Here is a 14084-nt window from a genome sequence, read left to right as displayed (position 1 = left end):
TCCGGCATGGTCTGCGCCAGGGCGGGCCGTGATACCGAGCCTGCCGGCGCCGGTGCAGCGTTCGATATGGACGACGCACCGGGACGTTTCTGCGCATTCGGCTGCTGCTTCTGTGACGGGGAATTCGTCTCGACGGCGGCGATAACCTCCATCTTCTTCTTGCGGAATAAGCCAAGGAAGCCGCCAATATGAATCTCCTTCGTATTCAGAATGACGGCATCCTTGCCAAGCTCGCTTTTGATTAGCGGCAGGGCTTCAGGCAAATCGTTTACGACATATCGCTTGACCCTCATAAATTCACCACTCCGATGCTTTGAACTTCAACACTCGGCTCCAGTTCGCTATAAGACAGCACTGGAACATCCTGCATAGTGCGCTCCACGATTTGCCGCAAATACATGCGGATGGTCGGGGAAGCAAGAACGATCGGTTGCTGGCCGGACTGGATCTGCCGGTTCACCTGCTCGTTCAGCTTCTGGTAAATGTGCTGGGTCGATACCGGATCGAGAGCAAGATAGCTGCCTTGGTCGGTTTGCTGTACCGATTCGGCGATTTTTTTCTCCAGTAACGGTCCTACAGTGATGACTTTCAGCGTGTCGCTGCCGGACGAGAATTGATTCGTGATCTGTCTGGAGAGCGCTTGGCGCACATATTCCGTCAATATATCCGAATCCTTCGTGTAGTTGCCATGATCGGCCAGCGTTTCGAAAATGGTGACCAGATCGCGAATCGATATTTTCTCTCGGAGCAGCTTGACCAGCACCTTCTGCACCTCGCCGATCGAGAGGATCGAAGGGATCAGCTCGTCGACCAGCGCCGGATACGATTCCTTGACGTTCTCGATCAGCGTTTTCGTCTCTTGACGGCCGATCATCTCATGCGCATGCTTCTTGATGATTTCGGTTAAATGCGTCGCAACGACCGAAGGAGGGTCCACGACCGTATACCCGGACAGTTCCGCCCGCTCCTTCGTCGCTTCGTCGATCCAAAGCGCCGGAAGGCCGAATGCCGGCTCCTGCGTCTCGATGCCGACGACCGATTCGTCGTCGTAGCCGGGACTCATCGCCAAATAATGGTTAAGCAGCAATTCGCCGCGCGCGACGGTGTTGCCTTTGATTTTAATGACATATTCGTTCGGCTTCAGCTGAATGTTGTCTCGAATCCGGATGACCGGAACGACAAGACCGAGCTCCAAAGCGCATTGCCGGCGGATCATGATGATCCGGTCGAGCAGATCGCCTCCTTGCTGTGTGTCGGCGAGCGGAATCAGGCCGTAGCCGAACTCGAATTCGATCGGATCGACCTGCAGCAGATTGATGACGCTTTCCGGGCTGCGCACCTCCTCAATCTGCTGCTCCTCCACCATGAGCTCCTCTTCCTGCCTTTTCAACGCCAGGTCACGCGACATCCTCCGCCCGGCAAATACGAGAATGGCGGCGATCGGCAGCGTAGCTAGCGGACCGATCGGGGTTGCAAGGCCAAGCAGCGTAACTGTGCCTGCGACGATATAGAGCAGCTTTGGATATTTGAACAGCTGATTCGTCAAATCGAAAGCCAGGTTGCCCTCTGAAGCGGCTCTTGTTACAATCAGGCCCGCCGCGGTCGAGATCAGCAGCGCCGGAATCTGGCTGACGAGACCGTCGCCGATCGTTAAGACGGAGAACGTTTCGAGCGCCTCTCCGAAACCCATGCCGTGAACAGCCATACCGACAATGAAGCCGCCCAGCAGGTTGACGACCAGAATGATGATCGATGCGACCGCATCGCCTTTGACGAATTTGCTTGCGCCGTCCATCGCGCCGTAGAAGTCGGCTTCCTTTTCGATTTTTTCCCGGCGCTGCTTTGCCTGCTGCTCGTTAATGAGCCCGGAGTTGAGATCGGCATCGATACTCATCTGTTTGCCCGGCATCGCATCGAGCGTAAAACGGGCGGCCACTTCCGCTACCCGCTCCGAACCCTTCGTAATGACGATGAACTGCACAATGACCAAGATGAGAAACACAACAAAGCCGATCGCAATTTGGTTGCCAGCCACGAACCTGCCGAATGTCTCTACCACATGGCCCGCTTCGGCTTTCGACAAGATGTTGCGGGTCGTCGATACGTTGAGCGCAAGCCGGAACAAGGTCGTGATCAGCAGCAGCGACGGAAAGATGCTGAAATCGAGCGAATCGTTCGTATTCATCGCGATCAGCAGGATCATTAACGCGGCCGAGATGTTTATGACTAGCAGGACGTCGAGCAAGCCGATCGGTACAGGAATGACCATCATGAGCACGATGCCGATAATACCGATCAGTACGGATAAATCTTTGATCTTCATGACGTTCCCTCCGTTCTACGCTTTTTTGACGCGGCCTTTCATCCTATAGACGTAAGCCAGCACCTCCGCCACCGCCTGGAACAAATCGGCGGGAATGGCCTCGCCGATTTCCGCCCTATCGTACAACGCTCTTGCGAGCGGCTTATTTTCCATAATCATAACGTTGCTATCCTTGGCCAGCTCGCGAATGCGCAGGGCGAGGTGATCCATCCCTTTGGCGAGCACGACCGGAGCGTCCATTTGGGATCCGTCGTATTGCAGCGCTACCGCAAAATGAGTCGGATTCGTAATGACGACATCGGCCTTTGGCACGTTCTGCATCATCCGCTGGATCGCCATCCGGCGCTGCTTCTCGCGGATTTTGCCCTTGATGAGCGGATCGCCTTCCGACTTTTTGTGCTCATCCTTGATGTCCTGCTTGGACATCTTGATGCTTTTTTCGTATTCATACTTTTGGTAGATGTAATCGAATATGGCGAGCACCACCAGCAAGGCGGCAATTTTGACGCCTAGCGACAGCGTGATCGACGCGGTGAACTGAAATATTTGCAAAGGCTCCATATGACCCAAGGCGAGCAGGGTATCCTTTTGCCCCCACAGGGACCTGTAAACCATAAAACCGATAATGATTAGCTTCAGAATGCTTTTCAGCACTTCCACCATCGAGCGCAACGACACTAATTGCTTCGCCCCGGCTATCGGGTTGATTTTACTGAGCTTCGGCATGATGGGTTTGGCTGTCAGCAGAATGCCGACTTGATAATACGAGCTGATCAACGCCGTTACGACCGCTATGATGAATACCGGTGCTATGATCATCAGCAGTTGAATGAGCAGACTGGAGAATAACGGCATCAGATTGCCTGTCGTCAAGTCATAAGTGAGCCAGCTTTCGAACAAGTCGCCGAAAATGCGAAGAAAGCGTTCGGCGTAATAATCGCCGAGCATCGTGAAGCTTAGGAATATGAACAGCAAAATGAACGCCGCAGGCAGCTCCTGGCTCATCGCCACTTGCCCTTCCTGTCTGGTCTCTTGCCGTTTCTTCGGCGTGGCCGGTTCCGTTTTCTCCTGGTTGAACAATTGCAGATCCAGCCTAAAGCGGAACGTTTGCACCACCGCACCTCCTTGAAACCGACTGGGCTTTATCCGGGACCGGCGTTCACAATCGCGAGCAGGCGGTTGACGGACTCGAACATGTCAGCGAAAAGATTGCCAAACAACAGGGTCAAGCTCGGCAGCGTCAACGCCAAAATCATGAACCCGACGAGCAGCTTAATCGGTACGCCGATGACAAAAACGTTGAACTGCGGGGCCGTCTTGGCCAGAAATCCGAGTCCTACGTCCGTCAGGAACATGGAAACGACAAGCGGAGCCGAGAGCTGAAGCGCCAGCGAGAACGTAGTGGCAAGCGTCCGGGTCAGGAATTCGGTGACACCGCCCTCCTGAATGCGGGAAAACAGCTCGTTGCTGAGCGGAATCCAGTCATAGCTCTGCATGAGCGCCAACAGCATATAATGGTGGCCATTCATCGACAAAAAGAGCATCAGCATCAAGTAATACTTGAAATTGCCGGTCATGGGAGCCGACGCGCCAGTCAGCGGATCGATGATGTTCGCCATCGCCAGACCCATTTGCAGATCGATGAAAGCCCCGGCCGTTTGAACGACCGTAAAAAACAGATAGACAATGAATCCAAGCAGCACCCCGGTTAAAATTTCACGGATAACCAGCAGCGGGTAGGCCATGTCAAACGAGGCCGCCTCGCCGACGCCGTAGCTTAAAAACACGATCACAGAGATGAAAAAACCTAAGCCGACCTTGAACGTGTTCGGCACTCCCCGCGTCGAGAACAGCGGCGCAACGACAAAAAATGCCGTTATTCGACAAAAGATTAGCAAAAAAACAGGAAGCACCTGCAGAAAAGTATTCATCTTTCCACAGCCTAACCGATATATTTGTAAAGGTTATTCAAAAGGTTGTATGTAAAGTCAACCAGCGTATTCAGAACCCATGGACCGAAGATGAGCACCGATGCGAGCACGGCAACGATTTTGGGCACAAATGCCAGCGTTTGCTCCTGGATGTGAGTCATAGCTTGAAATATACTGATGACCAAGCCGACTGCCAAGCCGATTGCAAGCATGGGCGCACTGGCTTTCAATACCGTATACACCGCTTTCCCTGCCAGTCCGATGACGAAATCGGCGTCCATTTCTGTTCCCTCCAATGCGTGTAAATCAGTCATATTTCTTTCCTTTATGCAACCGTATTGAAACTAAGCAGCAGCGACTTCACAATCAGATACCAGCCGTCCACGAGCACGAACAACAGAATCTTAAACGGCAAAGATATCATGACTGGCGGCAGCATCATCATCCCCATCGCCATAAGCACACTGGCAATGACCATATCGATGACAAGAAACGGTATAAAGATCATGAAGCCCATTTGAAACGCCGTTTTCAATTCACTGATCGCGTATGCCGGAACCAGCACGGTAAGCGGGATATCCTCATAGCTGGATGGTTTCTCACTGCCGGTATATTTCAGAAACAGCAGCAAATCCTTCTCCCGAGTATGGGACGCCATAAACTTTTTCATCGGCTGCGCTGCGGCGCTCAAGGCTTCCGTCTGAGAAATTTCACCCTTCATGTACGGCTGCAGAGCCACCTCATTCACCTGTGTCAACGTAGGAGACATAATGAAAAAGGTAAGAAACAACGCCAGTCCGATCAGCACCTGATTCGGCGGCATTTGCTGGGTTCCGAGCGACGTTCGCACGAATCCAAGCACGATCACGATACGGGTAAAGCTCGTCATCAGCACCAGAATAGCCGGCGCGATGCTGAGCACGGTAATCATTAAAAGCAAGGAAACCGCCGACGTGTTCGATCCCGTATCACTGCCGTTGCCGATTTGGATATCGATATTCGGCAGCGGCTCGGCGAATACCGTCAGCTGCATGCCAAACGACACGAGCAACAACAACATGAAAGAAATGGCGACTTTCCTGCTCATTCGTCCCTCAACCGATCTTTCGATGAATTCTCGTTCAGCAGCGTTTCAACCTTATGTTTCGTTTCCGCCTGGCGCTGCAGCTTGTCCTGCAGAATCGTGCGGAATGCGTCGTCTTCAATCGTCTCCGTTTCCCTCAAGCCGCCGACTGCCGTCCGGTTGCGCAGCCGGTTCATCAGCGAGCCGACCGCTGCCGTGTTCCACATGAGCTGCGACGTCTGATCCAGCAGCCGGATAATCGCTTGCGCCTGCTCCGGATCCTCAATTTTATCGAGCAGTCTGACATCTTCACCGACTCCGACAACATAGAGCTGCCCGGCTACATCCACGACCTGCAGCGATTTGTTCTGGCCCAGGGCCACTCCGCCGAGCGAGCGGAGAGACCGGTTCGCGCCCCAAATTCGACTGCGGCCGGCTAAAAACTTAATGACGAACACAATGAGTCCGATAACAAGGATCAACGATACGATCACCCAAATGAGACTGCCGGCCATACTCGTACTGCCCACAATCTCAGCGGGCGGCCCGTCCAGATTGTTCATCGTGCCGTTGGTATCGCCGGCGGCCCGCACCGCTGACGGCATGACCGTCAGGAAGGCGAGAGAGGACAACGCGAGATGAACGGAATAATTACTCATCGCTCTCAACCGCTATCCCAGTGTCTTCTTGATCGCTTCGATAACGCGGTCGGCCTGGAACGGCTTGACGATAAAATCTTTCGCGCCTGCCTGGATCGCGTCGATAACCATTGCCTGCTGGCCCATGGCGGAGCACATAATGACTTTGGCATTGCCGTCCATCTTCTTGATTTCCTTAAGCGCCGCAATGCCGTCCATTTCCGGCATTGTGATATCCATCGTAATCAAATCGGGCTTCAACTCTTTGTACTTCTCAACCGCCTGTGCGCCGTCCGGCGCTTCGCCGACGACCTCGTAGCCGTTTTTCGTCAAGATGTCCCGGATCATCATTCTCATGAAAGCAGCGTCGTCTACGATCAAAATGCGGTTTGCCATTGTTGTTTCCCCCTAGGAAATTATTGAAGTTTTTGGAGCCGGTCCCACTGGCTAACGATGTCGGTTACCCGCACACCGAAGTTCTCGTCGATAACGACGACCTCGCCTTTGGCGATCAGCTTGCTGTTGACCAGAATGTCGACAGGTTCGCCCGCGAGCTTGTCCAGTTCGATGACCGAACCTTGAGACAGCTCAAGTATTTCCTTGATCTGCTTCTGCGTCCTTCCCAATTCCACTGTTACCTTCAGAGGGATGTCAAGCAGCAAATTAAGATTCGTTTCTTCCCCGTGCGCGAACGGCGCTTGCTGGAAGTTGCCGAATTGCACAGGCTGAACATTGACGTTTCTGCCCGGCATAGAGCCGTAAGTTTGCGGTCCCGGCGCCTGCATCATCGGTATTCCAGCGGCCGGTATATCCGGCATCACTGGCACTCCATATGCGGGCGGCTGCTGCGGCGGCTGGTTGTACATCGGCTGCTGCGGCGGCTGCTGCATCGGCGGAGCAGCCGGCGGCTGTAATGTCGGCGCAATCGGCTCCGGCGTATACGAGGGATCGACGGCGGCAGGTTCCGGAGAAGCTCCGCCCATCAAGGTGGAAACCATCTCTTTGGCGAACGATACCGGAAGCAGCTGCATGATGGTTGAATCGATCAAATCGCCGATCTTCAGATGGAACGATATTTTGACGAAAACGTCGACTGGCGGCAGCTGGCTCACGCCCTCGCCGCTCGTCACATCGAGAATATCGATGCCCGGCGGCGAAATATTGACGAACCGGTTGAAAATGGTCGACATCGACGTTGCGGAAGAGCCCATCATCTGGTTCATCGCTTCCTGAACGGCGCTGACGTGAATCTCGTTCAGTTCCTGTCCCTCCATGACGTCGCCCTCGCCGCCGAGCATCAAATCCGCGATAACCTGGGCGTCTTTCGTCCGGATGACGAGCGAGTTGATGCCCTGGAAGCCGTCCACGTATTGAACGTGCACCGCTACATGCGGCTTTGGAAATTCCGTGTCCAGCTCATGCCTGTGTATAACCGACACTTTCGGGGTCGTGATTTCCACTTTCTTGCCGAGCAGCGTCGATAATGCGGTCGCGGCGCTGCCGAATGTGATGTTGCCGATTTCCCCGAGCGCATCCTCCTCCAATGAGTTTATGTACTCATCCGTAGCCGGCTCATCGACAGGGGACAGATCCGCATCGCCGGAGGATTGACGCAGCAAGGCGTCGATCTCTTCTTGCGACAAATAATCCTTACTCGTCATGATCTTCTTCCGCTCCTTCGCTTACAATCTCGTCTACTTGGACGGCCATGCGATCCCGAATCGTGCCCGGACTGCCGATAAATTTCAATCGTTCGCCGACCTTGACTCGAAGCCCTTCATCGGTCCGCTTGTCCAAGGTAATGACATCGCCCACATTCAGACCCAGAAACTCGCGAATGGAGATGGACGAGTTGCCGAGTTCTGCAACGATCGGCAGCTTTGCTCTGCTTACCCGACTGCTGAGCATATCGACTTCTTCGGGCGCGCGGCTCTTTTTCTGGGAAACGAACCAATGATGAACCGAAAGCCGCGACATAATCGGCTCGATCACGACATGCGGGATACACAGATTAATCATACCGGCCGTATCGCCGATCTTCGTACTGAGCGAGATAAGGGCGATCGTCTCGTTGGGTGAAACGATCTGCATAAATTGCGGATTCGTCTCAAGCGCCTCGAGCCGGGGCGAAAGCTCGATAACCGTACGCCAGGCCTCCTGGAGGCTTTCGAACGCACGGTTGAAAATTCTTTCCATGACGATCGTTTCAATTTCCGTGAGCGCCGTTATTTTGTTGGGGGCCGCCCCTTGTCCGCCTAACATCCTGTCCAGCATGGCGTACGCCACGTTCGGATGCACCTCGAGCACCATTCGGCCTTCGAGCGGGTCGGCTTCAAAAATATTAAGAATCGTCATTTTCGGAATGGATCGGATAAATTCGTCGTAAGGCAGTTGCTCGACCTGCACGACGTTGATTTGGACGAAGGTTCTCAGCTGAGCGGAAAAATACGTCGTCAAATACCGGGCAAAGTTTTCATGAATCCGGGTCAAGCTTCGAAGGTGGTCCTTCGAGAAGCGGACAGCCCGTTTGAAGTCGTATGCGCGGATCTTTTTCTGCGTTTCTTCCTTTTTAAGCTCCTCAGCGTCCATTTCACCGGAGGAAAGTGCGGCCAAGAGCGCGTCAATCTCGTTCTGCGATAATACATCCACCATTAATGTCACCCCCTCAAAAAACTTTCGGTAACGTCGTCACGGCTAACCGGATCAGATCGTCGTTATGATAAAGTTGGTGATTTCGACTTTAGTGAGCTTCGATTTCTCCGGGAGCTCGAGGTTGATCAAATTAAGCAGCTTCGCCGTAAACGCGTCTTTTCCTTTGGAGCCGGTAAACTGCTCCGGCGACATATCGGATAAAGTGCGAAGTATGATTGGTCTAATCTGAATGTCTTTGATTTTGTCGAAGTCTTCCTTCGTTTTCTTGGAATCAAGCTGGAAAGCGAAGCTCATCAGCACAATATAATCGGTATCCAGCAGATTCGTCTTGATGTCTTGAATTTCGGCCGTCAGCTCCAACCGCTCGGAAGCACTGATCTTCTCAGGCTTCACGGTTTCCACACTTTGAATCGCGGCCGCTTTGGCATCCTTGCCCGAATCGTTGAAAAATTGATTGAACAGAAAAACGGCGACTACCGCTATTAACGCAATAGCCAATAGAATCGTGATTAGCCACGGTAACATTTTCTTCATGACGAAGGCCCCTCCGTTTGCTCGCTCCGAACGATGGACGCTACGAGACCGATTTCGCGCAAATGCTGACGAATCCGGTCGATTAGCACAGCCGCCGGTTCCGAAGCCAATATCTTTTTGCCGGTCGTCAAGGTGATGACCGTGTCCGGAACTTCTTCTATTGTCTCAATCAGAAGCGCGTTGATTATGAGCTTCGTCCCATTCAGCCGCGTCATCTCAATCATGAGCTTCCCCCTTGTAATCCGGGGGAGAACGCCAGGCGTTCTCCCCCGAGCTGTTGCGTGCCTGTCAGACTGTTAGATTACCGTTTCAGATTGACGAGCTCCGTCAATATTTCATCGGAAGTCGAGATGATTCGCGAATTGGCCTGGAAGCCGCGCTGCGCCACGATCATCTCCGTGAACTCGGTCGTCAGGTCTACGTTCGACATTTCCAGCTGCCCGGAGATAATCGCACCCGTGCCGACCTCTATATTGCCCGCAGTGCTCAACACCACTTCGCCGTCAGGATGCGCGTTCGGCGTCATGCGGTACAGATTGCCGCCGACTTTCTCGAGGCCCGCCGGGTTCGCCACCTTAACGACACCAAGCTGGAACTCGGTCGGCGTGCTTGTGCCGTCTGCGCTTACCGAAATGATGGTGCCATCCTGCGCAATCGAGAACGCCGTTACATCCTCGGCGAGCACGATCGGCTCGCCGCCGGCGCTTATGACGAACATACCGTCCGAATTGACGAGCTGGCGGTTCGCATCCAGCATAAAGTTGCCGGCGCGGGACAGGTAAGGCACCTCTTGTTCCGGAGTCGTTTTTAGCGCAAAAAATCCATCGCCGTCAATCCGCACGTCCGTTGCGACATTCGTGGTCATCGCGCTGCCCGGCGTGTGAATCGTGTCGATCGCCGACAGCGTTACGCCAAGGCCGATCTGCTTGGCATTGACGCCGCCGATCGTGCCTTCGGTCGGCTGGGTCACGCCGGCAACCGTCTGGCTTAAAATATCTTTGAACATGACGCGGCCGGCTTTGAACCCGATCGTATTGACATTTGCGATGTTGTTGCCGATTACGTCAAGCTTCGTTTGAAAAGCGCGCATACCGGAAACACCGGAGTACATTGATCTTAACATACGCTTGTTAGCCTCCTGTTTAATAATGGTTAGAAGTTGTTAAGTCTGGCAAGCCGCTTCATTCGGTCTGCGGCCTCGGGTCCCCGGATAGGTCCGACCCTTTTTCAGGAAATGACGACTGCGCTGTCGATCTGTGTGAAGACGTTACCCCAAGCGGATTTGCCGTCCATTGCGGTCACGACGGTTTTGCTCGGCACGTTGACGATCATCGCAATGTCGCGGTAAAGCACGAGCGAATCCTTCGCCCCTTTGGCTTCCGCCTGCCGAATGGCGTTCATGATCTGACCAACCTGCTCCGGCATGAACGATATGCCCCGCTGCTGCATGCGCACCTCTGCATGGCGGCTGAATTTCAACTGCGATGCTTGCAGCAGGTCCTCGAATTTGACGCTCTGCGGCGCGGCCGCATCTGCGGACGGCGTTTTACGGAGGCCGATCGGCGCCGCTACAGCAGAGTACATCTGCCCGACTCTGACCGAATCACTCACCGGCAGGCACCTCCTGCTTGTCGGTAATGGAGGACAGCCGGTCAACCGGGATGTTCTCGTCCCCGACCTTGACATACTGCACACCGTCCCGGACCACAATGGAGCTTACTGTTCCGGAGCGTGCGATCGCTTCACCGGCAGCTGTCGTCTCGATCCATTCCACGTCCTTGCCGATCAATCCGGAAGCAAATCCCAGATTCGTACGGAGAGCCGTCATTTCCTTCGCCATGTTCATCAATTGCTCCACGGACGAAAATTGCGCCATCTGCGCGATGTAGTCCTTATCCTGAAGCGGCTCCATCGGATTCTGGTTTTTCAGCTGCTCAACGAGAATTTTGAGAAAATCATCTTTGCCCAGGCTCGTATCCTTCGGCTTGGCCGACGCAGACTGCACATTCGCAGCATCGTAGTATGGCCATCGATTTTTGGTCGATACGATCTCGTTCGCCATTGCTTTTTTCACCTCCGTTGCAACAGGTTATGCGGTGATGTTAATTGCTCTGCCGTAACCCAGTCCGTTTCTCACGACCGACTCGACCAGTTCTTGCTCGAAATCGGCGATTCCGCCGTCAGTCGAGCTTCCGTTTTCATTGCCCCGCTGCTGTTGGAAGGCTTGTCCGCCATGCTCGCGCTCCCTTCCGTCCTGGAACATCTGGCTCTGCTGCGTGCCATACGACACCTCCAGCTTCTCTACCTGCAGGCCTTGCGATTGAAGGGCGCTCCGAAGCTGCGCCAGCTGATTTTCCAGCATATCCTTCGCCGCCGCGTTTTCCGCCACGAATTGAGCCGTCAACTGGCCGTTCTGCAGTGAAATTCTTACATCGACCTGCCCGAGATGTTCCGGCGTAAGCAGAAGCTTCGCTTCGGTGACGCCATTGGCCTTGGTCAATCCAAACTGCTTGACGATCATGCCCGTCATCGTTTCGAAGAAACGGTTGACCGGAACGGACTGCTGCGCCTGCATTTTGGCTCCTTCAGCTACCGGCCTGGCTCCCTCCGCCAGTCCGCTAAGCAGCCCGTCAAAAGAACCTTCCGCCACCACCTCGTTACTGCCTGCAGTTGCGGCCTTGACCGCTTCCGACTCGGCAATTACCGTCTTCAGCAAGGATGGCTGAAGCGGCTGGTTGCCCATCCGCAGCAGGTGCAGGTTCGACTTTGCGGCCTGCTCGGCAACGACCGTCCCGATCGATCCGGTGTCAGGCTGCGCTTTATTGCCTGCCGCTTGCGGTTTGCTTGCCGCATTGTCTGCCGCCAGCTGCCGCAATCGCTCCAATTGAACGTTCAATACCAGAAGCTGATCCTTGCCAAACGCGTTTTGACCGTTTTCCTGCAGAAGCGTCTTCAAGAACGACAACGTCTGAATCAATTGATTGCGAACGGAGTCGCCCGCATTAACCGCTTGCCCCTCGCCTTCTCCAGCGGAGCTCGACCCCGGTCCGGGTCCGGCTTCCGTCTTCAACGGCGTAAAACCGAAAACCGACAGGAGCAGCGCGCTTAATTCGTTCAAGATATCCGCCAGAGCACCTTCGTCCGGACCGGCTTCCGCCGCCGTTTCGCTCTCCAGGAGCCGAAGCGCTTGATCAAGCTTTGTTTCTACGCCTTCCCCGGTCGCGCCAGCCAGCAGCGCAGCCAGCTCGCCAGACATCAGACCGGCGGCAATCGCCTTGCCGAGCGCTGCATTCTTGCCGGCGCCGGCATCCCCCGGTTCGCCTATCACTTGCACGAGCATGCCGCCGAACGCTTTGGCCTCTTCGCCTGAAGGCGCGCTGCTCGTCGAGCCGGTTTGCGGAGCGGGTGTCGTGTTCATTTGTCCAATCGACATTTGCATCTTTTTCTCACCTCCTTTCATCGCGTCGCCGCCTTGCTTGCAGTCGCTTCACTGGTTTCATTTGCCGGACATCAGCTTCGCCACTAGCTGCGCCGTATATTTCTGGTTCAAGGTGCTCATCTCGGCCACGATACTTGAACGTGCCGCATTGCTAACCGAATTCAGCACTTGCAGAACCTTCGAGGGGCTGACCTCGGCCATCTGCAGCAGCAGTTCCGCCGCTTTAGCCGGCGCCATGCTGTTAAAAGTCGCGCTAAGCTGCTTCGCATCCAGGAACGGAGCCGATTGAGCCGTTGCGGTCATTTGCTGCTTAAGCCTCGCTTGAAGAGCCGAAATTTGCCTATCCTTGACCGGTATTGTGTCTTTCAGGAGCGCCGTCGCATCAGCCGCGATTTGCGGGGTCATCTTCTCCATCACCGCGATCCGGGAAGCGGGGCTCATCGCATCCATGATAAGCACCATCTCATCAAGCGTCATACTCTGAAGAATCGGAGCCGCCCGGCCTGGCGTCATATCGCCGAACATGGACGCGAGGCCCGTAATCCGGTTCTGGTATTCCTGATCGTCGAGCTGCTTCTTCGCTCCGGTCGCTTTGGATTGCTCCAACTGGCTTTGCAAATCGGCAATCGTCTGTTCCTGCGTCGTCTTCGTTGCAGTCAGTGCGGCCAGCTCCGAAATTTTGGCAGCGAGCTGCTTCTCAAGCTCACGGATTTTCTGTTCATTATTCTGGCTCCGGATCGTTTCGTCTATCATCCCGGGGGTCGATGCCGCCTTGGAAGCGTCCGGCAGCACCTTTTCCAGTAACGGCACCTTGTTGCCGGCGTCGAGCAGCCGGTTCCGCAAATCGATATTGAATAAGGCAAGCAGAACGCCCAGCAGCACCAGCGTGAACAGGATAGGCGTCAGGAAGAACATGATTCGTTCCATCGCGCTGTATGATTTTTCCGCTTGAATCTCCGCCATTCTAATCACTCCTCAAGCTCGCGAAGCAATGTGCGCCCCACGACTTATATCACGAAGCTCGACGGCCTAACGGGCCGGAAGCATATACCGGACGGTGGCCATTTCATCCAGCTCGTTTTGTTCTTTCAGCCGCATGTCTTGCAGAAAAGCATCCAGTGCTTTTTCCTTTGTCTTGAGCCAAATCTTCTCATCCATCATTTTGAGGGAAAGCCGACCTTGCTCGTGCTCCACCTCTGTCTGCGCGCACCTTACATCCTGCTTTTTACAATCGATGCGCGATTCCAGATAGCTGATATAATGCTGAATCAGCTGGAGCTCGGCGAGCGGGATCCCTTCCGATGCCGCAGCATGAAGCCGTTCCTGACACCCTGCAAGCTCCGATGCAAGCTGTTCCAGCTTGCGTTCTTCCTCGTGAAGCTTACCGATCGCCGCGGACAGCATCCATTCGGCCTGCGTCTTCTCGCTTGTTTTCAAATCGACGATTCGTTGCAGCGGATAACGGTACTTGGACATTCCGGCTGAGCACCTCCCCGTAACTAAG

17 protein-coding genes and 1 pseudogene are annotated in these 14084 nt (G+C 54.5%); all 18 read right to left on the bottom strand.

The annotated features are described in order from the left end of the window. Positions 1 to 293 (bottom strand): annotated as a pseudogene (locus BG52_RS16345) (flagellar biosynthesis protein FlhF); the annotation flags it as partial. Beyond that, positions 290 to 2323 (bottom strand): flagellar biosynthesis protein FlhA, encoded by a 2034-nt coding sequence (gene flhA, locus BG52_RS03860; protein WP_036579275.1) that lies wholly within the window; start codon positions 2321 to 2323, stop codon positions 290 to 292. The pseudogene BG52_RS16345 and the gene flhA, both read right to left, overlap by 4 nt. 15 nt (positions 2324 to 2338) lie before the next feature. Further along, on the bottom strand, positions 2339 to 3436 hold the full coding sequence (gene flhB / locus BG52_RS03855) for a flagellar biosynthesis protein FlhB (protein ID WP_036579273.1): 1098 nt from the start codon (positions 3434 to 3436) through the stop codon (positions 2339 to 2341). A gap of 29 nt (positions 3437 to 3465) precedes the next feature. Next, positions 3466 to 4254 carry a flagellar biosynthetic protein FliR gene (gene fliR, locus BG52_RS03850; protein ID WP_036579270.1) on the bottom strand — a complete coding sequence of 263 codons (789 nt, stop codon included), beginning with the start codon at positions 4252 to 4254 and terminating at the stop codon, positions 3466 to 3468. 11 nt (positions 4255 to 4265) lie between these two features. Continuing rightward, complete coding sequence (fliQ, locus tag BG52_RS03845; RefSeq protein ID WP_036579266.1) at positions 4266 to 4535, bottom strand: flagellar biosynthesis protein FliQ; 270 nt, start codon at positions 4533 to 4535, stop codon at positions 4266 to 4268. 44 nt (positions 4536 to 4579) lie between these two features. Continuing rightward, positions 4580 to 5341 carry a flagellar type III secretion system pore protein FliP gene (fliP, locus tag BG52_RS03840; RefSeq protein WP_036579264.1) on the bottom strand — a complete coding sequence of 254 codons (762 nt, stop codon included), beginning with the start codon at positions 5339 to 5341 and terminating at the stop codon, positions 4580 to 4582. Next, on the bottom strand, positions 5338 to 5976 hold the full coding sequence (locus BG52_RS03835) for a flagellar biosynthetic protein FliO (protein WP_051587903.1): 639 nt from the start codon (positions 5974 to 5976) through the stop codon (positions 5338 to 5340). The genes fliP and BG52_RS03835 overlap by 4 nt, the downstream gene beginning before the upstream one ends. Positions 5977 to 5988: 12 nt before the next feature. Further along, a complete protein-coding gene (locus BG52_RS03830) occupies positions 5989 to 6351 on the bottom strand; it encodes a response regulator (protein WP_036579262.1) in 363 nt (120 codons plus the stop codon). Positions 6352 to 6371: 20 nt separating this feature from the next. Continuing rightward, a complete protein-coding gene (gene fliY, locus BG52_RS03825; protein ID WP_036579260.1) occupies positions 6372 to 7616 on the bottom strand; it encodes a flagellar motor switch phosphatase FliY in 1245 nt (414 codons plus the stop codon). Beyond that, the gene (gene fliM, locus BG52_RS03820) at positions 7606 to 8607 is read right to left on the bottom strand and encodes a flagellar motor switch protein FliM (RefSeq protein WP_036579257.1); all 1002 of its coding nucleotides are present in this window, start codon (positions 8605 to 8607) and stop codon (positions 7606 to 7608) included. Before fliM ends, fliY begins: the two co-directional genes overlap by 11 nt. A 51-nt stretch (positions 8608 to 8658) precedes the next feature. Continuing rightward, positions 8659 to 9141, bottom strand: a complete 483-nt coding sequence (locus tag BG52_RS03815; protein ID WP_036579255.1) for a flagellar basal body-associated FliL family protein — start codon at positions 9139 to 9141, stop codon at positions 8659 to 8661. After that, positions 9138 to 9365 (bottom strand): flagellar FlbD family protein, encoded by a 228-nt coding sequence (locus BG52_RS03810; RefSeq protein WP_036579253.1) that lies wholly within the window; start codon positions 9363 to 9365, stop codon positions 9138 to 9140. Before BG52_RS03810 ends, BG52_RS03815 begins: the two co-directional genes overlap by 4 nt. A 77-nt stretch (positions 9366 to 9442) precedes the next feature. Continuing rightward, the gene (gene flgG / locus BG52_RS03805; protein WP_036579250.1) at positions 9443 to 10264 is read right to left on the bottom strand and encodes a flagellar basal body rod protein FlgG; all 822 of its coding nucleotides are present in this window, start codon (positions 10262 to 10264) and stop codon (positions 9443 to 9445) included. A 104-nt stretch (positions 10265 to 10368) separates the two neighbouring features. Continuing rightward, on the bottom strand, positions 10369 to 10752 hold the full coding sequence (locus tag BG52_RS03800) for a TIGR02530 family flagellar biosynthesis protein (protein ID WP_036579247.1): 384 nt from the start codon (positions 10750 to 10752) through the stop codon (positions 10369 to 10371). Continuing rightward, positions 10745 to 11203, bottom strand: coding sequence for a flagellar hook capping FlgD N-terminal domain-containing protein (locus BG52_RS03795; protein WP_051587901.1), 459 nt, complete (start codon positions 11201 to 11203; stop codon positions 10745 to 10747). Before BG52_RS03795 ends, BG52_RS03800 begins: the two co-directional genes overlap by 8 nt. A gap of 27 nt (positions 11204 to 11230) precedes the next feature. Next, positions 11231 to 12580: a flagellar hook-length control protein FliK gene (locus BG52_RS14775; RefSeq protein WP_051602280.1), complete on the bottom strand. Its 1350-nt coding sequence runs from the start codon at positions 12578 to 12580 to the stop codon at positions 11231 to 11233. 57 nt (positions 12581 to 12637) lie between these two features. After that, positions 12638 to 13543 (bottom strand): MotE family protein, encoded by a 906-nt coding sequence (locus BG52_RS03785; protein WP_036579245.1) that lies wholly within the window; start codon positions 13541 to 13543, stop codon positions 12638 to 12640. 66 nt (positions 13544 to 13609) lie between these two features. After that, positions 13610 to 14056 (bottom strand): flagellar export protein FliJ, encoded by a 447-nt coding sequence (gene fliJ, locus BG52_RS03780; protein ID WP_036579243.1) that lies wholly within the window; start codon positions 14054 to 14056, stop codon positions 13610 to 13612. Between the last annotated feature and the right edge of the window lie 28 nt (positions 14057 to 14084).

This window comes from Paenibacillus darwinianus, assembly GCF_000598065.1.
GTDB classification, from domain to species: Bacteria; Bacillota; Bacilli; order Paenibacillales; family Paenibacillaceae; genus Paenibacillus_I; species Paenibacillus_I darwinianus.
The sequence above is the reverse complement of the archived record's forward strand: the minus strand, read 5'-3'. Positions and strand labels throughout refer to the sequence as shown.

What these genes read in the sequence shown, in the direction of transcription:
- BG52_RS14775 (WP_051602280.1), bottom strand. Translation starts at nt 12,580, where the DNA reads ATGCAAATGTCGATTGGACAAATGAACACGACACCCGCTCCGCAAACC.
- BG52_RS03830 (WP_036579262.1), bottom strand. Translation starts at nt 6,351, where the DNA reads ATGGCAAACCGCATTTTGATCGTAGACGACGCTGCTTTCATGAGAATG.
- fliJ (WP_036579243.1), bottom strand. Translation starts at nt 14,056, where the DNA reads ATGTCCAAGTACCGTTATCCGCTGCAACGAATCGTCGATTTGAAAACA.
- BG52_RS03835 (WP_051587903.1), bottom strand. Translation starts at nt 5,976, where the DNA reads ATGAGTAATTATTCCGTTCATCTCGCGTTGTCCTCTCTCGCCTTCCTG.
- fliR (WP_036579270.1), bottom strand. Translation starts at nt 4,254, where the DNA reads ATGAATACTTTTCTGCAGGTGCTTCCTGTTTTTTTGCTAATCTTTTGT.
- flhA (WP_036579275.1), bottom strand. Translation starts at nt 2,323, where the DNA reads ATGAAGATCAAAGATTTATCCGTACTGATCGGTATTATCGGCATCGTG.
- BG52_RS03795 (WP_051587901.1), bottom strand. Translation starts at nt 11,203, where the DNA reads ATGGCGAACGAGATCGTATCGACCAAAAATCGATGGCCATACTACGAT.
- fliQ (WP_036579266.1), bottom strand. Translation starts at nt 4,535, where the DNA reads ATGGACGCCGATTTCGTCATCGGACTGGCAGGGAAAGCGGTGTATACG.
- flgG (WP_036579250.1), bottom strand. Translation starts at nt 10,264, where the DNA reads ATGTTAAGATCAATGTACTCCGGTGTTTCCGGTATGCGCGCTTTTCAA.
- fliP (WP_036579264.1), bottom strand. Translation starts at nt 5,341, where the DNA reads ATGAGCAGGAAAGTCGCCATTTCTTTCATGTTGTTGTTGCTCGTGTCG.
- fliM (WP_036579257.1), bottom strand. Translation starts at nt 8,607, where the DNA reads ATGGTGGATGTATTATCGCAGAACGAGATTGACGCGCTCTTGGCCGCA.
- fliY (WP_036579260.1), bottom strand. Translation starts at nt 7,616, where the DNA reads ATGACGAGTAAGGATTATTTGTCGCAAGAAGAGATCGACGCCTTGCTG.
- BG52_RS03785 (WP_036579245.1), bottom strand. Translation starts at nt 13,543, where the DNA reads ATGGCGGAGATTCAAGCGGAAAAATCATACAGCGCGATGGAACGAATC.
- BG52_RS03815 (WP_036579255.1), bottom strand. Translation starts at nt 9,141, where the DNA reads ATGAAGAAAATGTTACCGTGGCTAATCACGATTCTATTGGCTATTGCG.
- BG52_RS03810 (WP_036579253.1), bottom strand. Translation starts at nt 9,365, where the DNA reads ATGATTGAGATGACGCGGCTGAATGGGACGAAGCTCATAATCAACGCG.